Annotated in this window: 20 protein-coding genes and 1 pseudogene; 5 read left to right on the top strand and 16 right to left on the bottom strand. The window is 64.3% G+C overall.

Translation table 11 applies throughout. From position 1 onward, the window contains the following. Window positions 1–11 precede the first annotated feature (11 nt). Together purL and NOF55_RS11990 are read right to left on the bottom strand one after the other, a co-directional pair. Complete coding sequence (gene purL, locus NOF55_RS11995; RefSeq protein WP_306411595.1) at window positions 12–2,234, bottom strand: phosphoribosylformylglycinamidine synthase subunit PurL; 2,223 nt, start codon at window positions 2,232–2,234, stop codon at window positions 12–14. An 87-nt stretch (window positions 2,235–2,321) separates the two neighbouring features. Next, window positions 2,322–3,740, bottom strand: coding sequence for an aminotransferase-like domain-containing protein (locus NOF55_RS11990; protein ID WP_306411594.1), 1,419 nt, complete (start codon window positions 3,738–3,740; stop codon window positions 2,322–2,324). An 82-nt stretch (window positions 3,741–3,822) separates the two neighbouring features. Between NOF55_RS11990 and NOF55_RS11985 the strand changes: the two genes are divergently transcribed. Further along, window positions 3,823–4,116 (top strand): DUF1127 domain-containing protein, encoded by a 294-nt coding sequence (locus NOF55_RS11985; RefSeq protein ID WP_306411593.1) that lies wholly within the window; start codon window positions 3,823–3,825, stop codon window positions 4,114–4,116. 149 nt (window positions 4,117–4,265) lie between these two features. On the opposite strand, the gene NOF55_RS11980 is transcribed toward NOF55_RS11985, so the two are convergent. From NOF55_RS11980 to purC, 4 genes are read right to left on the bottom strand one after another with little or no spacing between them, the layout of a single operon-like run. Next, entirely contained in the window at window positions 4,266–4,673 is a 408-nt protein-coding gene (locus NOF55_RS11980; protein ID WP_306411592.1) for a hypothetical protein, read from the bottom strand. A 44-nt stretch (window positions 4,674–4,717) separates the two neighbouring features. After that, window positions 4,718–5,389, bottom strand: a complete 672-nt coding sequence (gene purQ, locus NOF55_RS11975) for a phosphoribosylformylglycinamidine synthase subunit PurQ (protein ID WP_306411591.1) — start codon at window positions 5,387–5,389, stop codon at window positions 4,718–4,720. Between the two features lie 18 nt (window positions 5,390–5,407). Continuing rightward, window positions 5,408–5,650, bottom strand: coding sequence for a phosphoribosylformylglycinamidine synthase subunit PurS (purS, locus tag NOF55_RS11970; RefSeq protein WP_306411590.1), 243 nt, complete (start codon window positions 5,648–5,650; stop codon window positions 5,408–5,410). A gap of 20 nt (window positions 5,651–5,670) precedes the next feature. Continuing rightward, window positions 5,671–6,435 (bottom strand): phosphoribosylaminoimidazolesuccinocarboxamide synthase, encoded by a 765-nt coding sequence (purC, locus tag NOF55_RS11965; RefSeq protein ID WP_306411589.1) that lies wholly within the window; start codon window positions 6,433–6,435, stop codon window positions 5,671–5,673. Between the two features lie 264 nt (window positions 6,436–6,699). Between purC and NOF55_RS11960 the strand changes: the two genes are divergently transcribed. Together NOF55_RS11960 and NOF55_RS11955 are read left to right on the top strand one after the other, a co-directional pair. Beyond that, the gene (locus tag NOF55_RS11960; RefSeq protein ID WP_306411588.1) at window positions 6,700–7,008 is read left to right on the top strand and encodes an ATPase inhibitor subunit zeta; all 309 of its coding nucleotides are present in this window, start codon (window positions 6,700–6,702) and stop codon (window positions 7,006–7,008) included. A gap of 193 nt (window positions 7,009–7,201) precedes the next feature. Beyond that, entirely contained in the window at window positions 7,202–7,516 is a 315-nt protein-coding gene (locus NOF55_RS11955; protein WP_306411587.1) for a DUF1476 domain-containing protein, read from the top strand. Window positions 7,517–7,603: 87 nt separating this feature from the next. Here NOF55_RS11955 and NOF55_RS11950 read toward each other — a convergent pair whose 3' ends face one another. The 6 genes from NOF55_RS11950 to NOF55_RS11925 form a co-directional block, all read right to left on the bottom strand. Next, window positions 7,604–10,168, bottom strand: coding sequence for a putative bifunctional diguanylate cyclase/phosphodiesterase (locus tag NOF55_RS11950; RefSeq protein WP_306411586.1), 2,565 nt, complete (start codon window positions 10,166–10,168; stop codon window positions 7,604–7,606). Window positions 10,169–10,311: 143 nt separating this feature from the next. Then, window positions 10,312–10,878, bottom strand: a complete 567-nt coding sequence (locus NOF55_RS11945) for an RBBP9/YdeN family alpha/beta hydrolase (protein ID WP_306411585.1) — start codon at window positions 10,876–10,878, stop codon at window positions 10,312–10,314. 65 nt (window positions 10,879–10,943) lie between these two features. Next, the gene (purB, locus tag NOF55_RS11940) at window positions 10,944–12,251 is read right to left on the bottom strand and encodes an adenylosuccinate lyase (RefSeq protein ID WP_306411584.1); all 1,308 of its coding nucleotides are present in this window, start codon (window positions 12,249–12,251) and stop codon (window positions 10,944–10,946) included. A 58-nt stretch (window positions 12,252–12,309) separates the two neighbouring features. After that, window positions 12,310–12,798 (bottom strand): hypothetical protein, encoded by a 489-nt coding sequence (locus NOF55_RS11935; protein WP_370868971.1) that lies wholly within the window; start codon window positions 12,796–12,798, stop codon window positions 12,310–12,312. 29 nt (window positions 12,799–12,827) lie between these two features. Beyond that, window positions 12,828–13,508 (bottom strand): ribulose-phosphate 3-epimerase, encoded by a 681-nt coding sequence (gene rpe, locus NOF55_RS11930; protein WP_306411583.1) that lies wholly within the window; start codon window positions 13,506–13,508, stop codon window positions 12,828–12,830. 100 nt (window positions 13,509–13,608) lie between these two features. Then, window positions 13,609–14,676, bottom strand: coding sequence for an ABC transporter substrate-binding protein (locus NOF55_RS11925; protein ID WP_306411582.1), 1,068 nt, complete (start codon window positions 14,674–14,676; stop codon window positions 13,609–13,611). Window positions 14,677–14,864: 188 nt separating this feature from the next. Here NOF55_RS11925 and NOF55_RS11920 point away from each other — a divergent pair, with 188 nt between their 5' ends. Together NOF55_RS11920 and NOF55_RS11915 are read left to right on the top strand one after the other, a co-directional pair. Next, a complete protein-coding gene (locus tag NOF55_RS11920; RefSeq protein ID WP_306411580.1) occupies window positions 14,865–15,359 on the top strand; it encodes a flavin reductase family protein in 495 nt (164 codons plus the stop codon). Window positions 15,360–15,361: 2 nt separating this feature from the next. Beyond that, window positions 15,362–15,679, top strand: a complete 318-nt coding sequence (locus NOF55_RS11915; protein WP_306411579.1) for a TfoX/Sxy family protein — start codon at window positions 15,362–15,364, stop codon at window positions 15,677–15,679. A gap of 8 nt (window positions 15,680–15,687) precedes the next feature. Here the strand turns inward: NOF55_RS11915 and NOF55_RS11910 are convergent. From NOF55_RS11910 to bcp, 4 genes and pseudogenes are all read right to left on the bottom strand, one after another. Then, window positions 15,688–16,080, bottom strand: a pseudogene (locus NOF55_RS11910) (NUDIX domain-containing protein); the annotation flags it as partial. A gap of 6 nt (window positions 16,081–16,086) precedes the next feature. Then, on the bottom strand, window positions 16,087–17,604 hold the full coding sequence (locus NOF55_RS11905) for a DEAD/DEAH box helicase (RefSeq protein ID WP_306411578.1): 1,518 nt from the start codon (window positions 17,602–17,604) through the stop codon (window positions 16,087–16,089). Between the two features lie 147 nt (window positions 17,605–17,751). Next, window positions 17,752–19,065: a M23 family metallopeptidase gene (locus tag NOF55_RS11900; RefSeq protein WP_306411577.1), complete on the bottom strand. Its 1,314-nt coding sequence runs from the start codon at window positions 19,063–19,065 to the stop codon at window positions 17,752–17,754. A gap of 100 nt (window positions 19,066–19,165) precedes the next feature. Continuing rightward, a complete protein-coding gene (gene bcp / locus NOF55_RS11895) occupies window positions 19,166–19,636 on the bottom strand; it encodes a thioredoxin-dependent thiol peroxidase (RefSeq protein WP_306411576.1) in 471 nt (156 codons plus the stop codon). Window positions 19,637–19,852: the final 216 nt, after the last annotated feature.

Here is a 19,852-nt window from a genome sequence, read left to right as displayed (position 1 = left end):
GAACGCGGCAATTAGAGCTTGCCGCGCTCCATGAAATCAGGGAACCACGATTCATGGGCCGAGCGCAATTCCTCAATTGCGACCGGCCGGGCCTCGCCAAGCACGACAGTGTTACCGCCGGTGCGGCCGATAAACGGCGCGGAAACACCCGCTTCCCGGGCGCGCCGGTCGACGGCGTCGCGATTTTCCTCCGCCACGGTCACGACGTAGCGGCCCTGGTCCTCACCGAAGAACGTGGCGATCGGGTTCACCCCGTCACGCTGCGCGATTTTCGCGCCGATGCCGGAGGCGATGGCCATTTCCGCGACGGCAAGGCCGAGGCCGCCGGAGGAGACATCGTGGACGGCGGTCGCCAGACCGTCTTCGATCAGCGCCCGGACGAAGGTGCCGACCTTCTTCTCGTGCGCCAGATCGACATGCGGGGCAGGGCCTTCGGTGCGGCCGAGAACGTCGCGCAGATAGACCGACTGGCCGAGATGCGAACCCCAGTCTTCCGGCGCGCCGGCGAGCAGGATCGCCTCGCCCTGCGCGGCGAAACGGATGCGGGCCATCTTCGACCAGTCCTTCAGAAGGCCGACGCCGCCGATGGTCGGGGTCGGCAGGATGCCCTGACCGTTGGTTTCGTTATAGAGAGAGACGTTGCCCGAGACGATCGGGAAGTCGAGTTCGCGGCAGGCCTCGCCGATGCCCTTGATGGCGAAGACCAGCTGGCCCATGATTTCCGGGCGTTCGGGATTGCCGAAGTTCAGGTTGTCGGTGGCCGCCAGCGGCAGCGCGCCGGTCGCGGTGATGTTGCGCCAGCATTCGGCGACGGCCTGCTTGCCGCCCTCGAACGGATCGGCCTCGACATAGCGCGGCGTCACGTCGGAGGAGAAGGCGAGCGCCTTCAGCGGATGCGTATCGACGCGCACCACGCCCGCATCGCCGCCGGGAAGCTGAAGCGAATTGCCCTGGATGAGCGTGTCGTACTGCTCGTAGACCCAGCGGCGCGAGGAATTGTTGGCGGAGCCGATCAGTTTCAGCAGGCCTTCGGAGACGTCTGCCGTCGGAACGGTCGCAAGGTCGAGGGCCGCGGGCGGCGTCGACTCGATCCACGGACGGTCGTATTCCGGAGCCTCGTCGCCCAGATCCTTGATCGGCAGGTTGGCGACTTCCTCGCCTTGATGGAGGACGCGGAAGCGCAGGTCGTCGGTGGTCTTGCCGACGATGGCGAAGTCGAGGCCCCACTTCACGAAGATCGCCTTGGCTTCCTCTTCCTTCTCCGGCTTCAGAACCATGAGCATGCGCTCCTGGCTTTCCGAAAGCATCATTTCATAGGCCGTCATGTGGTCTTCGCGCACCGGCACCCTGTCGAGGTCGAGCTCGATGCCGAGGTCGCCCTTGGCACCCATTTCGACGGCGGAGCAGGTGAGGCCGGCAGCACCCATGTCCTGAATGGCGATGACCGCGCCGGTGGCCATCAGTTCGAGGCAGGCTTCCAGCAGGCACTTTTCGGTGAAGGGATCGCCGACCTGAACGGTCGGGCGCTTTTCCTCGATGCTTTCGTCGAATTCCGCAGATGCCATCGTCGCGCCGCCGACGCCGTCGCGGCCGGTCTTCGCGCCGAGATAGACGACCGGCAGGCCGACGCCCTTGGCTTGCGAAAGGAAGATCGCATCGGTCCTGGCGAGACCGGCGGCAAAGGCGTTGACGAGGATGTTGCCGTTGTAGCGCGCGTCGAACTCGACTTCACCGCCGACGGTCGGAACGCCGAAGGAATTGCCGTAGCCGCCGACGCCGGCGACGACGCCGGCCACGAGGTGGCGCGTGCGCGGATGATCCGGCGCGCCGAAGCGCAGGGCGTTCATGGCGGCCACCGGCCGCGCGCCCATCGTGAAGACGTCGCGCAGAATGCCGCCGACCCCGGTCGCCGCACCCTGATAGGGCTCGATATAGGAGGGGTGGTTGTGGCTTTCCATCTTGAAGACCACGGCCTCGCCGTCGCCGATATCGACCACGCCGGCATTCTCGCCCGGCCCCTGGATGACCACGGCTCCCGTGGTCGGAAGCGTCTTCAGCCACTTCTTCGACGACTTGTACGAGCAATGCTCGTTCCACATGGCCGAGAAGATACCGAGTTCCGTGAAGGTCGGCACCCGCCCGATGAGATCCAGAATACGCTGGTATTCGTCCGGCTTCAGGCCATGCGCGGCGACGAGGTCCGGGGTGATCTGGATGTCGTTGGGAATGGTCATGGGGCTTGGCGTATCCGTGGCACAAGGGGAAAAAGTTTGCGCTCTCTTTACCCCAAGTGATGCGTCAGCGCGACAGGAAAATGCGGCTCATGCCATGCTATCATAGCACGTTTCGCCGTTATCCAGAAGCCGGCGCAGGATCGCAAGTCCGTCGGAAAGCTCCTCGCGCGTCGCGGGCGTCGAGAAGCCGATCCTGATGCGGTGGAACACCTTGTCGGTGCGGCCCGGCTTGAACTCGTCCTCGTCGTCCACGAGCACGCCTTCCTGCAATGCCGCGATGCGGAACGTGCCGGACAGCCAGGGCTCGGGCAGTTTTAGCCACAGGAACGGAATCGACGGACGCGATTCGAATTCGTATCCCGCCAAAATCTGCCGGATCATCGCCTCTCGTGCAGTGATCTCGGCGATGCAGCGGTTCCTGATCCGCATCGCCTCGCCGCTCACGACCAGCCGCGCGCAAAGTTCGGCCAGAAGGAACGGCTGCCCGCCGGTGATCAGGCGGTGGGCGATGCGGACCCGCGACGCGAAATGGGGCGGGCAGGCGACCCAGCCGCCGCGAATGCCCGCCGCCACGGATTTCGACAGCCCGCCGATGACGAAGGTGATATCCGGCGCCAGTTCGGCGATCATGGGAAGATCGTCGTTGCGCATCGCTCCGTAAAGATTGTCCTCGATGATGTGGACATTGTAGCGCCGGGCGATGTCGGCAATCGCGCGGCGGCGCTCGAGCGGGAGGATGGAGCAGGTGGGATTCTGCGCCGAGGGCATCAGGAACACGATTTTCGGATGCTGTTGCGCGCAGACCTTCTCGAAATCCTCCGGCACGATGCCGTTCGCGTCCGTATCGGCAATGGCGATCCGACGACCCGCCAGCGTCACGCTCCGGCTGACCTGCGAATAGGTGATGTTCTCGAAAACGATCTTGTCGCCGGGCGCCGTCATCGCGGTGATCACGCTCATGATCGCGGCATGGGCCCCGAGCGTCGGCACGATGCTTTCCGCCTCGGGCGACCAGCGGTTGCTCGAAAGCCAGGCGACGCCCGCCTCGAACCAGTGATCGGGAAAGACGCGGGAATAATTGACGATGTCGAGCGGCCGTTCGCGGGCGATTTCAGAGATGAAGCGTTCCAGAACGACGCTCTGGCCGACATCCGGCGCCGCCGTCGTGTCGAAGCGGTGCTGGCCGTCGGAAACGGAGGCCGCCCGTGTGCCGCCGAGGGAGGCGACCACCGGATCGTAGTTTTCCGCCGGAACGGGCGTCTTGCGGTCGTTGACATAGGTGCCGCGCCCGACCTCGCCGCTGACGAGGCCACGTTCGTGGACGGCCGCATAGGCGCGGCTGATGGTGCCGATCGTCACGCCGAGATCGTAGGCCAGATTGCGTTGCGGCGGCAGTTTCGCGCCCGCCGGCAGGTCGCCGCCGGAAATGGCTGTCTCGATCGCATTGGCAAGACGGAGATAAAGCGGGCCATTGCCCTCGGAAATGTTCGGAAGCCAATTTGTCATGGCGACAATTTGTAAATTGCCCAAATCAATATGTCAATGATAGAGACAATATCAGGTTCAATTGGTACAAATTGGTGTGGTTATGCGGAAAATAGATCAATATCTCTCGACAATCGATACAATTTATCCGGACGGTTATGCGCGGGAGAGTTTCTCGCGCCAGTCGGGCGACATGCTCGATCCGCGGCCCTTGCGGTTCGAGCACAACCGGACGCTGCTGTCGCGGCTTTATGCCGCATGGCGGGCATGGGCGTTCAAGCGTCATGGCCGGGCGGTGCTGCGCGAGCTTTCGGACGAGCAGCTTCGAGACGTGGGACTGACCCGGGAAAAAGTGGGCGGCCACGTCCGGCGGACCGTCTTTCAGGAATTGAGATAGGGTGCGGAAGCGGCAATCCGGATCGCTTTCGCAGGGCCCCCACTTTCTGCGGATGCGATGCGGATTGCCGCTTTCAGCCTTTCGCCGGACATGCGTGCCGGCACGTCCCGCCCGGCCATCCCAACCGGCTGAGGCGGGATTTTTCCTTTTCAGCAGCCCCTGGCGCCGCCGGCCCAGCGGTTGACGTCCGCCGTGATGCGGCCTGCGGATGCCTCGTTCATCAGCGGGCCGTAGGTCGACACGCGCGCCGGATTGCCTTCGGCTTCGACGACCAGGAGCGGGCGCGCTTCCGGGCTGCGGGCCGGGACGACGAGAATGCGCGGCCGGCCGGAGAAGGAATTGAGTTCCGGCGCCAGCTTGTAGGGGCGGAAGGCGGCGTCGCCCGACTTGAACCAGCAGGCATTGGCGCCGAGCGCCACACGCTCCATCGTCGGCAGCGCTGCCCGGCCGGCGGCGGGCTGAGGTGACGGGCGTTTGGATTGACAGCCGGACAAAAGCAGCGCGGCAGCGGCGATGGCGGCGGCCGACAGGATGAAGGATGTGCGGTCGAGGCGCATGGGGGCGTATCCGGTGAAGCGGGAGTGCGCGTGCCGCCCGACGATCAGGCGGCGATCACGTCGAGCGCGGATGCGAAGATGCCGCGGCCGTCATTGCCGCCGTGGGCGGCTTCGATGAGGTTTTCCGGATGCGGCATCATGCCGAGCACATTGCCCTTCTCGTTGAGGACACCGGCAATGTCGTTGATCGAACCGTTCGGATTGGTGCCTTCGGCATAGCGGAAGACGACCTGGCCGTTGCCCTCGATCCGGGCGAGCGTATCGGCGTCGGCGAAGAAATTGCCGTCGTGATGGGCGACCGGGCAGCGGATGATCTGGCCCTCGGCATAGGCGCGGGTGAAATCCGTCGCGGCATTGGCGACCGACAGCTTGATCTCGCGGCAGACGAACTTGAGCGAGGCATTGCGCATCAGCGCGCCGGGCAGGAGACCTGCCTCGAGCAGGATCTGGAAGCCGTTGCAGACGCCCAGAACCTTGACGCCCTTGTCCGCCGCCTGTTTCACGGCCTGCATGACGGGCATGCGGGCGGCGATGGCGCCGCACCGCAGGTAATCGCCGTAGGAAAAGCCGCCCGGAATGACGATCAGGTCGACATCCGGCAAATCCGTTTCCGTCTGCCAGACGGTGATCGGCGCCGTGCCGGAAATCTTGGTGAGCGCCGCGATCATGTCGCGGTCGCGATTGAGGCCGGGAAGCTGGACGACGGCGGATTTCATGGCGGCGGTTCCCTGCGGTCAGAGGATGGCGATCGAGTAGTTCTCGATGACGGTGTTGGCGAGCAGCTTTTCGCACATGGCCTTCAGGTCGGATTCGGCCTTGGCCTTGTCCGCGCCTTCCAGTTCGAGGTCGAAGACCTTGCCCTGACGCACATGGCCGACGCCATCGAAGCCGAGCGCGCCGAGCGCACCCTCGATGGCCTTGCCCTGCGGGTCGAGAACGCCGTTCTTGAGCGTTACGGTGACGCGTGCCTTGATCACTGTCTTCAAGCCTCTTCGAATTACTTGACGAGAACCGGACCCGTGCCGCGGATCGGTTCGTTCTCATTGATGATGCCGAGGCGGCGGGCCACTTCCGAATAGGCTTCGAGCAGGCCGCCCATGTCGCGGCGGAAACGGTCCTTGTCCATCTTCTCGTGGGTTTCGATATCCCACAGGCGGCAACTGTCGGGCGAAATCTCGTCGGCGAGGATGATGCGCATCATGTCGCCCTCGTAGAGGCGGCCGCACTCGATCTTGAAGTCGACGAGCTGGATGCCGACGCCGAGGAAGAGGCCGGACAGGAAGTCGTTGACGCGGATGGCGAGCGCCATCATGTCGTCGAGTTCGGCTGGGTTCGCCCAGCCGAAGGCGGTGATATGCTCTTCCGAGACCATCGGGTCGCTGAGCGCGTCCGACTTGTAGTAGAACTCGATGATCGAGCGGGGAAGGACGACACCCTCCTCGATGCCGAGGCGTTCGGACAGCGAGCCGGCGGCGACGTTGCGCACCACGATCTCCAGCGGGATCATCTCGACTTCGCGAATCAGCTGCTCGCGCATGTTCAGCCGGCGGATGAAATGCGTCGGGATGCCGATCTTGTTCAGATGGGTGAAGATATATTCGGAAATGCGGTTGTTCAGCACGCCCTTGCCGTCGATGACGGCGTGCTTCTTCTTGTTGAAGGCGGTCGCATCGTCCTTGAAGAACTGGATCAGCGTGCCCGGCTCCGGTCCTTCATAGAGGATCTTGGCCTTGCCTTCGTAAATGCGGCGGCGACGGTTCATATCGTTCGTTCTCGTGTTTGGCGCCGGCGGGCCGGCGCAGATCGGATAGTCTTTGCGGTCCCCTTAACGGAAAAGAACGGATTTCACAATCGCCCTGTCCCGTGATGAGGCCATCTGCCTGCGCGTGCGGTCCGAATTCCTGCCTTTTGCCATTGAGGAATCGTTCACTCACACACTACACCGAATTTCAAATTTTTCCCGCTATCAATCCGATCACGGTTCGCAACGCACGGCCGGTAACGATGGAACAGGCAGGGACGACACATGAACGCTTTGAAACTTCGCGCCGACGCGCATGAGATGGGCTATGCGCTGGACGAAAAACAGGAATTTCTCGCCAGTGCGCGCCGCAACAAGCGCTTTGGCCAATGGGCCGGCGAGGTTCTCGGCAAGGCGGATGTGGAAGCCTATGCCGATGCGGTGGTGCTGAGTGGCCTCGAGCGCCGCAATGGCGAATTCGCCCATGTGCGCCGCGATTTCGATGCTGCTGGTATCAAGGTCAGCGATGAAGACATTCATGCCAGGATGAGCGCCATGCTGCTCGAGGTGCTTGCGGAATTGCGCAGGGCCTGACGTCTTCGGTCATGACAAGCTTCCGGACGAGCCTCTGTGACCGAGCGGTTCCAGAGGCTTTCATTTGCCGCGGTAACGGTGCGGTTGACCGGAATTTGAGGACGGAATAGCCAAACTGCGCATTGCACTTTCAGCATGCTTTTGATTAATGGTGGCTCAGAAATTCGAAACCGACCGAACAGGGAGACGCCAGATGAGCGGTTTGAACGATCGCGAGAAGGCCTTTGAGAACAAGTTCGCCCACGATCAGGAACTGAAGTTCAAGGCGGAAGCTCGCCGCAACAAGCTTCTGGGCCTGTGGGTCGCGGGCCTGATCGGCAAGGAGGACGCGGAGGCCTATGCCAAGGAGGTCGTTGTCGCCGATTTTGCCGAAGCCGGCGACAACGACGTGTTCCGCAAGGTTCGCGCCGATCTCGACGCCGCCGGCGTGAAGATCAGCGACGAGGAACTGCGCGCCAGGATGATCGACTTCCTGGGCGAAGCCGTCGATCAGCTCAGCCAGAGCTGATCTGCCGCCCCCGGGGTGTTCGCGGAACGCTCCTGAAATCGTGAAGGCCGTGCGCATGTCGCACGGCCTTTTTCGTTGCCCGTGTCCTCAGTCCCGGTCGGCGGTGCGCCAGCGGGCCGAGCCGATGAAGCCGGCAATGGCGGTGGCGGGCATGGGGCGCGCCAGAGCGTAACCCTGCAACGCATCGCAGCCGAGATCGCGCAGGATGCGGATATGCCGGGCCGTTTCCACGCCCTCCGCCACGACCCTGATGTTCAGCGAGCGTCCGATGTCGATGATCGAGCCGACGAGCCTGCGCTGTTCCGGCGAATCCTGCAACGGCATGATCAGTTCGCGGTCGATCTTCAGGGTCGCGGGCGAAAGCTTCACAAGGCTGACGATCGAGGCATGGCCCGAGCCGAAATCGTCGATTTCGATATCGATGCCCAGTTCCTTGAGATTGCGCAGGTTGTCAGCGACGACCGTGTCGAAATTGTCGAGGAAGACCGATTCCAGCAGCTCGAACGCGACCGTTGCCGGCTTGATGCCGAGCTGGCGCACCGTGTGGTGCAGGGCGGGGTCGTGCAGGCGCCGGGCCGAAACGTTGACGGAGACCTTGGGAATGCCGAGCCCGGCCCGCTCCCAGTCGCGGAAGTCGGCCAGCGCCCGTTCGAGGATCCGTGCGTCGATGGTGGAAACGGCGTCCAGATCCTCGGCGATGGACAGGAAGCGGTCCGGCGTCAGGATGCCGTGTTCCGGGTGCTGCCAGCGCGCCAGCGTTTCGGCGCCGCAAATGTCCAGCGTCCTGGCGTCGAACTGGAACTGGTAATACGGCACGAACTCGTTGTGATCGAGCGCCCGGAGGATTTCGTCCGACAGCTTCTTGGCATTGACGATCTCCTCCTGCATGCAGGAGGAGAAGACCTCATAGCGGTTTCGACCGCGATTCTTGGCGTGGTAGAGCGCGATGTCCGCGTTCTGGAGAAGCGCGTGGGCATCCTGGCCGGTTTCGCGGCGGCTGGCGATGCCGATGCTTGCGCCGATGCGGCAGGTATGGCCGTCGACGGTCACGGGCTTGCGCAGTTCGTCGATGATGCGGCTGGCCAGCGATACGAGGTTCCGGTGCCGGTTCGCGGTCTGGGCAATGACGACGAACTCGTCGCCGCCGATCCGGGCGATGAAGTCGTCCGTGTCGACGCAGCGGGCCAGAACGCCTGCGACGTGCCGCAACATCGCGTCGCCGACGCTGTGCCCCTGCGTATCGTTGATCTGCTTGAACCGGTCGAGATCGATGTGGAGGATGGAGAGGTCGCCGTTCTCGCCCGCGTCGTCGAGTATCCGGTCGAGATAGCGGCGGTTCGGCAGGCCGGTCAGGTGATCGTGAAGGGCGTTGTATTCGATGCTGGCGCGGGCCGCCTCGAGTTCGGCGTTGCGCGCTTCGGCGAGGTCGCGTGCCTGGCGAAGCTGTTTCTGCATTTCCACGTCTTCGGAGACGTCCCAGTTGGCGCCGATGATCTTGCCGCGGCCGGTCACGGGATCGACGAACGGCAGCGCCCTTGACCGGATGTGGCCGATGCTGCCGTCCTTGCGGACGATGCGGAATTCGTCGAAGAAAGGCAGCAGGCTGTCAAGGTGCTGATTCACCTTCCTGAACACCCGCTCGCGGTCCTGCGGGTGCAGCATGCTTTCCCACACGGTGCCGACGCGGATTTCGGTGCCGGGCGGCACCCCGTAGATCGAATACATCCGGTCGTCCCAGGTCGTTTCGCCGTTGGCGAAATTGGCCTCGAACACGCCAATGCGCGACACTTCCAGCGCAAGGTGCAGCCGTTGCGACATCGCGGTCATGTTGTCTTCCCAGTCCTTGCGGCTGGTGACGTCCGCATCGGTGCCGGTGGTCCGGGCGGGATTGCCGTTTTCGTCCCACTCGACGCACATGCCGCGGCATTCGATCCAGATCCAGTGCCCGTCCTTGTGGCGGACGCGGTAGCGGACCACGGAATAATCGGGATCGCCGCGGTTCTGGCGCTCGACGGCATGACGCGTCGCCTCGCGGTCGTCCGGGTGAATCTGCTCGATCCAGCTGCTGTGGTTGTGGATCACTTCGTCCGGGGACGTCACGCCGCGTATCTGCAACCAGAGATCGGAGAAGTTGAAGACATTGCTCCTGAGATCGTGATCCCAGACGCCGAGCTTGGATGCCGTCAGAGCGTTGCGCCAGCGTTCCTCGAGCGCGGCGAGAGCTTCCTCCCGGGCGGATTGGACGTCGAGTGCCGCGATTTGCAGCAGGAACAAGGGCCGGCCGACGCCGGTTTCCGCATGGGGGACGAGCGCCGCAAGGCCCTTGCGGAGGCCGGCAGGGGCGGTGGAGAAACGCAATTCGAGCGTTGCCGGCCCGGATGCTTCGTTCCGCATGAAGGCGACGATGGCGGCGGCGAACAGGGACAGGTCCTCGTCAGCCACGATTTCCGCGATATTGGCCGCGCCCGGTGCGGCGGCGCACCACTCCTGCCTGAAAAGCGCGTTCGATGCGACAATATTTCCGTCCGAAGCCAGCAGGGCGGCAGCGAACGGCAGGCAGGCGAGATCGTCCGCCTGCGCCGGCATGCGGCTTTCGGATGAAGTGTTTTCGAGAGCGGCGAAAATTGTCGTCGTGTGCAATCCTGCTTCCATGCCCGTAATCCGGTGAGAGGCAATGGTTCATTCGTCGATGTGCAGGCATCATGCCACGCGCGCCGTCATCGGCGCAGATCGGACGACGAATACAGGAATGGACTTAATTTCGCCTTAAGTGAACGGGACCGGCGAAGAAAGGCTCAATGGAGCAGGGGAGCCTGGAGGCGGCTGAGAAATTCGGCGAAGACCATCGTGCCTTCGGGCCAGGGGCCGTGCCCGGATTCGGTGTTGAGATGACCGGATTCGCCGGCATCGATCAGCAGCGAGCCCCAGCTTTCGGTCAGGCGCTCGGCTGTTTCGAAGGCGCAGTAGGGATCGTTGCGGCTGGCGATGGTGATCGCCGGGAAGGGAAGGCGCTCGGTCGGGTAGGGGCCGAAGGCGGTCAGCCCTTCCGGCATGCGCGACGCGTCTGAGAGATCCGGCGGGGCGACGAAGAAGGCGCCGGCGATATTCGGGCCGAGCCTCGGCAACGCGTGCAGAACGCTCGGCACGCCGAGCGAATGGGCGATGAAGACGACCGGGCGCGTGGCGACGGAGACTTCGCGGACGATCCGCGCCGTCCAGTGGTCGAGCACGGGATTGTTCCAGTCGGCCTGCTCGACCCGGCGCGCGGTGGACAGCCGCTGCTCCCAGCGGGTCTGCCAGTGGCCGTCGCCGGAATCGCCATAGCCCGGCACGATCAGGATATCCGCTTCCGCTACCTTCATGGCTGCTCCCTGCCGCTTTCTCGATTCTCAAGGAAACGGGCGGCGCTATGCCGCCCGGTCCCGTTTCAGGCTTCGCCGAACACGCGGCGGAAGATCGTGTCGACGTGCTTGGTGTGGTAGCCGAGGTCGAACTTCTCGCGGATTTCCTCTTCGGGCAGGGCGGCGCGCACTTCCGGGTCGGCCAGCAGTTCCTCGAGGAAGTCCTTGCCCTGTTCCCACACCTTCATGGCGTTGCGCTGCACGAGGCGATAGGAATCCTCGCGTGAGACGCCGGCCTGCGTCAGCGCCAGCAGAACGCGCTGCGAGTGGACGAGGCCGCGGAACTTGTTCAGGTTCTTCAGCATGTTCTCGGGATAGACCAGCAGCTTGTCGACGACGCCGGTCAGGCGGGCGAGCGCGAAGTCGAGCGTGATCGTCGCATCGGGGCCGATCATGCGCTCCACGGACGAGTGCGAGATATCGCGCTCGTGCCACAGCGCGACGTTTTCCATCGCCGGGATCGAATAGGAGCGCACCATGCGGGCAAGGCCCGTGAGGTTTTCGGTCAGCACCGGGTTGCGCTTGTGCGGCATGGCCGACGAGCCCTTCTGGCCCGGCGAGAAGTATTCCTCGGCTTCCAGAACCTCGGTGCGTTGCAGGTGGCGGATTTCCGTTGCCAGCCGCTCGATGGACGAGGCGATGACGGCGAGCGTGGCGAAGAACATGGCGTGGCGGTCGCGCGGGATGACCTGCGTCGAGACCGGTTCCGGCTTCAGGCCCATCGCCTTGGCGACATGTTCCTCGACGCGCGGGTCGATATTGGCGAAAGTGCCGACGGCGCCGGAAATGGCACAGGTGGCGATTTCCTCGCGGGCGGCGAGCAGGCGCGTCCTGCACCGGTCGAACTCGGCATAGGCCAGCGCCAGCTTGACGCCGAAGGTCGTCGGCTCGGCATGGATGCCGTGCGAGCGACCGATGGTCACGGTGTCCTTGTGCTCGAAGGCGCGGCGCTTCAGCGCGGCGAGTAGCTTGTCGATATCGGCAAGCAGGATATCGGCGGCGCGGGTGAGCTGCACGTTGAGGCAGGTGTCGAGCACGTCCGACGAGGTCATGCCCTGATGCACGAAACGGCTGTCAGGGCCGACGAATTCGGCAAGATGGGTCAGGAAGGCGATGACGTCGTGCTTGGTGACGGCCTCGATCTCGTCGATGCGGGCGGTGTCGAACACGGCGGCGGAGCCTTTTTCCCGGATCGTGTCGGCGGCCGATTGCGGAATGACGCCGATCTCGGCCAGCGCATCGCAGGCGTGGGATTCGATCTCGAACCAGATGCGGAAGCGGGTTTCGGGCGACCAGATGGCGACCATTTCGGGCCGGGAATAGCGGGGGATCATGGACTGGTCCTTTTCAATCGGAAGACATGGGCCGCTTTAGCAAAACGAGCCGGCAATCTCAACGGATGCGGCGCGCCATTATCGCACTTGCCGCGAGCAGAAACACGAATCCGAGCGGCAGATACAATCTCAGTCCCATGACGGCGAACTGATAGACGGCCGAAGCGGAGGTGAAGACGAACTGGTTGAGCCAGATTCGCGTCATGAACGGGGCATGCCACTGCGCATAGAACGACCGGTATTGAAGCGCGAAGAGCAGGGCGGTGATGCCCACCGTGGCGACGCTCAGCCAGAACAGGCAGGAGGCAAGCCGCGTGTCCGGGCGACGGCCGGCGGCGCAGAAGCGCGCCAGAGGCAGCGCGGCCGACCAGCCGAGCGCGCCGCCGGCGAAATAGAGCGCGAGCAGCACGGTGTCGGTGGGAAAATCGAGCCGCTTCCCCAGATGGAGCGAAGCCGCGGCGGAAAGGGCCATGAGCATGCCCCAGACCGGCGCTCCGGCGAGAAGCTCCGTCTTGCCGGGCAGGCTTGCCTTCAGCCGCGCCCGCACGCCCGGGATCCGTGTTCGATCGGCATTATCTAAATCTGGCCGCGGGCGGCCGCGCGGCGCAGCGCGGACACCGTTTCGCGGTAGGCATCGACACCTTCGCCCTTGAAGACGGCGGAGCCGGCCACGAGGACATCGGCGCCGGCTGCGACGCACAGCGGCGCCGTTTCCACCGTCACGCCGCCGTCCACTTCCAGCCGGATCGGGCGCTCGCCGATCAGGGCGCGGGTCTGGGCGATCTTGTCGACCTGAGAATGAATGAACTTCTGGCCGCCGAAGCCCGGATTGACGCTCATGATCAGGATGAGGTCCACATCGCCGATCACCTGCTCGATGGCCGAAAGCGGCGTTGCCGGGTTCAGAGAAACCCCGGCCTTCTTGCCGAGCGCGCGGATGGTCTGGAGCGAGCGGTGCAGATGCGGACCGGCTTCCGCGTGGACGGTGATGTAGTCGCAGCCAGCCTTGGCGAAGGCTTCCAGATAGGGATCGGCCGGGGCAATCATGAGATGGCAGTCGAAAACGGCTTCGGTATGGGGGCGAAGCGACTGGATGACGGCCGGGCCGAAGGAGATGTTGGGAACGAAATGACCGTCCATGACGTCGAGGTGAATCCAGTCCGCCCCGGCCTCGGTCACATCGCGCACTTCCTCGCCGAGCCGGGCGAAATTGGCGGCGAGTATGGAGGGGGCGATCAGGACGGGAGAATCGGTCATCGGATGTCTCTTCATGTCGGCGGCGCCAGCGGCGCGAAGGCTTCGTGTTGCTGGCTGCTTTATCACCCGCAAGGCGGGCGAACAACCGCGCCCGCAGGCTTTATGGTGTCTCCCCGACCGGCACGAAGGCGCCGTCGCGCCACTCCATGAGCAGGTACGGGTTGCGATGCGGCGCTTCGGGCCCGAATGCGAAGGGACCGAGCACGGTTTCGAAGCGGCCTTCCTGCACGACGCTGGCGACGGGTATGCCGGCCCGCTGGGCGGCTTCGGCCGCCTGCGCGGCGATCGTCGCGGCGGCATAGGCCGGCAGGACATACCCTTCGGCGACGATGCCTTCCGCGCCCAGTGCGTCGATCACCGGTTGGGCGGCGAGCGGCGTCTGCGGCGGCAGAACGGCCTGGACGCCATCGGCAAGCGGCACGGGCTGGTCGGCGGCGTTCAGGGCTTCCCCACCGAGAAGGCGCAAGGCAATGTTTTCGCTGGCCGCATCGCGCATGATCACGGCCGCGTCGTTGTGGTCTCCGCCGAACAGGACATGCGTCGCGCCGGTATTCTGCAAGCGGCGCACCAGCGCGATCTGGTTTTCCATGCCGGGCCTGAACGTATCGACGAATTGCGGCCTCAGGCCGCGTTCCTCCAGCCGGTTGCGCACCGCCTCGACCAGTTCGCGCGCGGGCAGGGTGCCGTCGTCGATCAGCGCGAAGGGCACGCTCTGCCAGTCCCCGGCGATGATTTCGGTCAGCTTTTCGGCCTCGTCCTCGAAATGCGGGGCCAGCGTGAAGATCGGCCAATCCTCCTTCGCGACGTCCTCGAACAGGATTTTCGAGCGGACGGAAACCGAGATTGCCGGAATGCCTGCGGCCTTCAACCGGCCTCCGCCGCCGTCGAAGCTCTCGCCGCACAGAAAGCCGATGGCGGCGACCGCTCCGGCCGAGACGATTTCCGCCGAGATCGCGTCGCCGCTGCCGGCTTCGCAGCTTTCGGGAATGCGTACGAGGTCCAGTTGCTTCTCGTCGGCCAGCCGCTGCGCGCCCACGAAGACCTGTTGCCCCAGCCGGGCGAAAGGACCCGTCTCGGGCGCGACGACCGCAAGCACCTCTGCCTGCGCGGCGAATGTCGAGGCGGCCAGAGCGAAACAGCAGGTGGTCGGGAACAGGAAGCGGAACATGGAATACCGGTTATTGGCGTTTGAGCGCATATTATCGAAGCCCGCCGGTGGTTGAAAGGTTTTCCGTTTGCATGCGGGCAAATGAACTCTATGGCATGAGTTTGGTAATTCTTCTCTTCTAGCGTCCTGACCGTAGTTTTCTTTTGTTTTTTATCGACCGGCGGCGGATGCCGGTGCAGGATCCCAGCATGACGAACGCCGATTCGATCGATCCCGTCCTTTACCGCAACGCCATGAGCCGTTACGCCGGCCATGTGCAGATCGTGACGACGGCGCACGGGCCGGAACGGCGCGGGGTGACGGTGACGGCGGCGTGCTCGATCTCCGACCATCCGGCGAGCGTGCTTGTCTGCGTCAACGCCGGCAACCCCTCGAACGCGCTTTTCGAGGAAAGCGGCCGTTTCGCGCTGAACACGCTTGCCGCTCATCACAAGCCGTTGGCGGAAGCGTTTGCCGGCATCGGCAAGCTGCCGGTCGAGGAACGCTTCGCCAGGGCCGAGTGGATCGCGCTTGCGACCGGCGCGCCCGTTCTTGCCGATGCCCTTGCCGTCTTCGACTGTTCGCTGGTGGAGGCGAAGGTCGTCGCGACCCATACGATCCTGATCGGCCGGGTCGAGGCCCTGCATTTCGGCCCGCTCAATCCCGCTCTCATCTATTTCGAACGCGCCTTCAAGGCATTGTGAACATGGACAGGGCGGAGATCGAGGACATCTTCCAGTCGCTCGGGCCCGTCACGATCCGGCGCATGTTCGGCGGCAAGGGCATCTATTGCGACGGCCGCATTCTGGCGCTGGAGGTCGGTGGCGAAATCGTGCTGAAGGCGGACGGGCAACGCGCACCCGCCTTCGAGGCGGCCGGCGCGCGGCAATGGACCTATACCCGCAAGGGCGGGCGGTCGGCGGCGATGCCCTACTGGTCGATCCCGGACGATGCCTGGGACGATCCAGACGTCATGGCGCGTTGGGTGAGGCTGGCGTTCGAGGCCGCGTCGAGAGCCGCCTGAAGGGGAACGAGCGCGCTTTTGACGAATTCCGACAGCCTGTCCGGCAGCGCGTCGAGCGCGAACCAGGCCATGCCGTCATGCTTTTCCGGTTCCATGATGCGGGCCTCGCCCGAGAAATCTTCCGTAACGTAGAGCAATGAAATCCAGTGCTGCTTCTCGTTGGGGAAGAGCTGTTCGTCGACGCATAGCGGCCGCAGGGCGCCGACCGTCAGGCCGGTTTCCTCGCTTGTCTCGCGCCGTGCGGCGTCCTCGGCTTTCTCCATGAAGTCGATCTTGCCGCCGGGTATGTTCCAGAAGCCCGCTTCGGGAGCCTTTAGCCGGCGACAGAGCAGAATCCGGCCCTCGCGGACGAGGAACACTCCGACGCCGACGCCCGGAAAATCGACGCCCGGAGACCCCATGCGGGATCAGCTCTTGGCGTTGGCGACGATCAGCATGAAAGCCGGAATGTCGTCACCGAAGCCGACCGGCGTCGGACCATCGTCGTGGTCGCGATAGCGGCGGCGCTCGCGATGGTCGTCGTTGGCCGGGGCGTTCTGGCGGGACGGGCGCGCCTCGTCGCGGGACTTGCGTTCCGTCTTGCGTTCTGCCTTCACGCTGGTGCTCCTTGCTTCTGCGGCGACTACTTCTTCGCCATTGTCCTCGTTCGCCGGCGCCGTGACGGCCTCGGTGACGGCCGGAGCGGGCTGACGGTCGCGCTTGCGATCCCGGTCACGCTCCCTGCCTCGGCCCTTGCCGCGACGGTCGCGGCCATTGTCGCTTCCCTCGGATTCGGCGGGCAGGGCGGTGAGATCGCCATCCTGCCATTCGATCTTTTCGCCGATCAGCTTTTCGATGGCGTCGAGGTACTTCGTGTCATGCCGGGTGACGATGGTGAAGGAGCGGCCGGAACGGCCGGCGCGGCCCGTGCGGCCAATGCGGTGGACGTAGTCCTCCGCGTGGATCGGCACGTCGAAATTGAAGACATGGCTCACGTCCGGAATGTCGAGGCCGCGTGCGGCGACGTCCGAGGCGACGAGAAGCTGGAGATTGCCTTCCTTGAAATTGTGCAGCATCGTCGTGCGCGAACGCTGGTCCATGTCGCCATGCAGCGCGCCTGCGGAAAAACCGTGGCGTTCCAGCGAGCGGAACAGGTCGGCGACATCCTTCTTGCGGTTGCAGAAGATGATGGCGTTCTTCAGGTAGCCCAGATCGTCCTGAGCCTTGATGAGATCGCGCAGGACCGCGCGCTTCTCATAATCCTTGCCGTTGGAGGCGATGAGACGCTGCGTCACGGTCTTGGCCGTGGACGAGGGCGGAGCCACTTCGATCCGGACCGGGTTTTGCAGGAAGCGGTCGGCGAGCTTCTGGATTTCCGGCGGCATGGTTGCCGAGAAGAACAGCGTCTGGCGCGTGAAGGGGATGAGCTTGGCGATGCGCTCGATGTCGGGGATGAAGCCCATGTCGAGCATGCGGTCGGCCTCGTCGATGACGAGGATCTCGACGCCGGTCATCAGGAGCTTGCCGCGCTCGCAATGGTCGAGCAGGCGGCCGGGCGTGCAGATCAGCACGTCGGCGCCGCGTTCCAGCTTGCGGTCCTGCTCGTCGAACGAGACGCCGCCGATCAGGAGCGCGATGTTGAGGCGATGATTCTTGCCGTATTTCTCGAAGTTCTCCGCAACCTGCGCGGCGAGTTCGCGCGTCGGCTCCAGAATGAGCGTGCGCGGCATGCGCGCCCGGGCGCGTCCGGTTTCGAGAAGCGTCAGCATCGGCAGGACGAAGGATGCCGTCTTGCCCGTGCCCGTCTGCGCGATCCCGAGAATGTCGCGGCGCTGAAGGGCAGGCGGAATGGCACCGGCCTGGATGGGCGTGGGGACGGTGTAGCCGGCGTCGGCAACGGCGGAATTGACTTTCTGGCTCAGGCCAAGATCAGCGAATGTCGTCAAAGGGGAAACTGCTTCCGTTCCGGTTCTAGCGAACTCTGGTGAAGGGGCATGACAATTGAGCGCCCGAATAGTCCCAAATGACCGGAAAGTCAAGAAAACCGCCCGGTATACCGCTACAAAATACGGTGATGCCGGATAAGTTTACTGTCAGTTCATGATTGTATTGAGCTTGATGCCGGCGTTGACGAACCTCATGGGGTCCACGGCTGTGCCATTACGCCGCACCTCGTAGTGCAGATGCGGGCCGGTCGAGCGGCCGGTATTGCCGGCTTCGCCGATCTTCTGGCCGGTGGAAACCGTCTGGCCTTCCGAAACGGAAATCCGCGACAGGTGGCCGTAGCGGCTGGTGATTCCCTGGCCGTGGTCGATTTCCACCATGTTGCCGTAGCCGCCGGAATAGCCGGCGGTGATTACGCGTCCCGTGCCGCTGGCCCGCACCGCCGCACCGATCTCGGAACGGAAATCGATGCCGGCATGAAGCGCCGGCCGATTGAAGAAGGGATCGATGCGCGTGCCGAATCGGGAGGTGATCTCCCGCCCCGGCGCCGGGTTGCCGTAGGGCAGCTTGCGCGCCGTCTCGCGAACGGCCTCGAGCTGCGACAGCGCCGTGTCGAGAACATTGAGCGACACGTCGAAGGCCTCCGCGCTGTCGGCTGCGATGAACGGGCCGCCAACCGCGGAATTGGCGGCAAGCCGCGTGTCTGGCACATCGACGCCGGTGCCACGCAGGATGCCGGCGATGGCGTCGGCCTGGCCGCTTGCGTCCTTGGCGAGCCCCTGGATGTGGGCGAGTTGCTCGACCTCGATGCTCTTGAGGGAGCGGGTGACGGTGCCGAACACCCGGTCGGCGCGGTCGGAGGCGCTCTCGTGCGTCGGCGCATAGGCGGCGACGCCGGATGCGGCGGGGCGCGACGTCTTGGGGGAGGGCTTTGCGGACGGGCTGGCCAGAAGCGCCTCGAGCGCCTTCAGGCTATCCTGTTTCGGCGCGAGGGAAGCCTGCTTGCCGAAGGCGAGCGGCTTTGCCTCCGGCACGGGGATGGCTCCGGTGGTCAGCTGCGAATCGCCGGGTTTTTCGAGAAGGCTGCCGATCTTGCCCTGCCGCAGCGACAGCGCCATCTGCTGCTCGAGCAGCTTGTCGACCTTTTCCTCCACGACCTGCTGGTCGAGAAGCTGGCGCGAGGTGACGCGGTCGAGCTGTGAGCGCAGCGCGGAGATGCGGTCCTCGTAATCGTGCTGCATGCGCGCCTGCCGGGCCATCGTCGCGCCGATCAGATTGTCGCGCAGGACGAGATAGGAGGTCGCGGCGATGTAACCGACGGTGAAGAGGCCCGCGAAACCGGCGGCGGCCACGGTCATCCACGGGCGCACCGTCATGTGGCGCACCTTGTCGCCGCTGGCGAGGATCAGAATATGCTGCTGCGACCGCCTGCCGAAGACCCGGTCCTGCGTTTTTTTCGTCACGTCATGCACCCCGCCCGACTCTCATGCGTTGCGGGGATTACACATTCTTAAGGTTAATATTTCCTTGACGCGGACCCCGACGAATGCGCCGGAGCCCCGGTCAGGCAAGCTTTTTCGCCGCCTCGAGAACCGCTTCCGCGTGGCCCTTGACCTTCACCTTCGGCCAGACGCCGGCGATTTTTCCGTCGCGGTCGACGAGGACGGTGGTCCGCTCGACGCCCATGTATTTCCGGCCGTACATGCTCTTTTCCGTCCAGACGCCATAGGCGGTCAGCACGGTCTTTTCCTCGTCGGAAGCGAGAATCACGCCGAGACCGTGCTTGCGGCAGAATTTGTCATGGCTTGCCGGGCTGTCGGGCGAGATGCCGATCACCACCGTGTCCGCCTTCTGGAATTCCGGCAGCAGGGCCGTGAACGCGATCGCTTCCACCGTGCAGCCGCTGGTGTCGTCCTTCGGATAGAAATAAAGCACGACTTTCTTGCCCTTGAAGTCGGCCAGCGACACGCTTGCGCCGCCGTCACGCGGAAGGGTGAATTGCGGGGCCTCGGCACCCGTGGTCAGTATGCTCATCTTTTGCTCCTTCGAACGCTGCCTGCATCTTCGCCCTGCCGGCGATTCCCGCGGCAGGATGGCCGACTTCCGCTTCCCATTGCAATCGCGCGCCAGGCTTTTCCGCAAGGAATGCGCAAGGCGCCGTTTGGTCCGGCCGGACGGGGAAGGAGGCGCTCCAGGCGGACGGGAGAGGGCAGGCCCATCGAGGGCCGCCGCCTGCAAAAGCGGAAATAA

It is taken from the genome of Ectorhizobium quercum, from assembly GCF_026552795.1.
In the GTDB taxonomy this organism is placed as follows: domain Bacteria; phylum Pseudomonadota; class Alphaproteobacteria; order Rhizobiales; family Rhizobiaceae; genus Ectorhizobium; species Ectorhizobium quercum.
The sequence above is the reverse complement of the archived record's forward strand: the minus strand, read 5'-3'. Positions and strand labels throughout refer to the sequence as shown.

Excerpts from the sequence above, each read along its gene's own strand:
- purL (WP_306411595.1), bottom strand. The coding sequence starts at position 2,234 with ATGACCATTCCCAACGACATCCAGATCACCCCGGACCTCGTCGCCGCG.
- NOF55_RS11990 (WP_306411594.1), bottom strand. The coding sequence starts at position 3,740 with ATGACAAATTGGCTTCCGAACATTTCCGAGGGCAATGGCCCGCTTTAT.
- NOF55_RS11985 (WP_306411593.1), top strand. The coding sequence starts at position 3,823 with ATGCGGAAAATAGATCAATATCTCTCGACAATCGATACAATTTATCCG.
- NOF55_RS11980 (WP_306411592.1), bottom strand. The coding sequence starts at position 4,673 with ATGCGCCTCGACCGCACATCCTTCATCCTGTCGGCCGCCGCCATCGCC.
- purQ (WP_306411591.1), bottom strand. The coding sequence starts at position 5,389 with ATGAAATCCGCCGTCGTCCAGCTTCCCGGCCTCAATCGCGACCGCGAC.
- purC (WP_306411589.1), bottom strand. The coding sequence starts at position 6,435 with ATGAACCGTCGCCGCCGCATTTACGAAGGCAAGGCCAAGATCCTCTAT.
- NOF55_RS11960 (WP_306411588.1), top strand. The coding sequence starts at position 6,700 with ATGAACGCTTTGAAACTTCGCGCCGACGCGCATGAGATGGGCTATGCG.
- NOF55_RS11955 (WP_306411587.1), top strand. The coding sequence starts at position 7,202 with ATGAGCGGTTTGAACGATCGCGAGAAGGCCTTTGAGAACAAGTTCGCC.
- NOF55_RS11950 (WP_306411586.1), bottom strand. The coding sequence starts at position 10,168 with ATGGAAGCAGGATTGCACACGACGACAATTTTCGCCGCTCTCGAAAAC.
- NOF55_RS11945 (WP_306411585.1), bottom strand. The coding sequence starts at position 10,878 with ATGAAGGTAGCGGAAGCGGATATCCTGATCGTGCCGGGCTATGGCGAT.
- purB (WP_306411584.1), bottom strand. The coding sequence starts at position 12,251 with ATGATCCCCCGCTATTCCCGGCCCGAAATGGTCGCCATCTGGTCGCCC.
- rpe (WP_306411583.1), bottom strand. The coding sequence starts at position 13,508 with ATGACCGATTCTCCCGTCCTGATCGCCCCCTCCATACTCGCCGCCAAT.
- NOF55_RS11925 (WP_306411582.1), bottom strand. The coding sequence starts at position 14,676 with ATGTTCCGCTTCCTGTTCCCGACCACCTGCTGTTTCGCTCTGGCCGCC.
- NOF55_RS11920 (WP_306411580.1), top strand. The coding sequence starts at position 14,865 with ATGACGAACGCCGATTCGATCGATCCCGTCCTTTACCGCAACGCCATG.
- NOF55_RS11915 (WP_306411579.1), top strand. The coding sequence starts at position 15,362 with ATGGACAGGGCGGAGATCGAGGACATCTTCCAGTCGCTCGGGCCCGTC.
- bcp (WP_306411576.1), bottom strand. The coding sequence starts at position 19,636 with ATGAGCATACTGACCACGGGTGCCGAGGCCCCGCAATTCACCCTTCCG.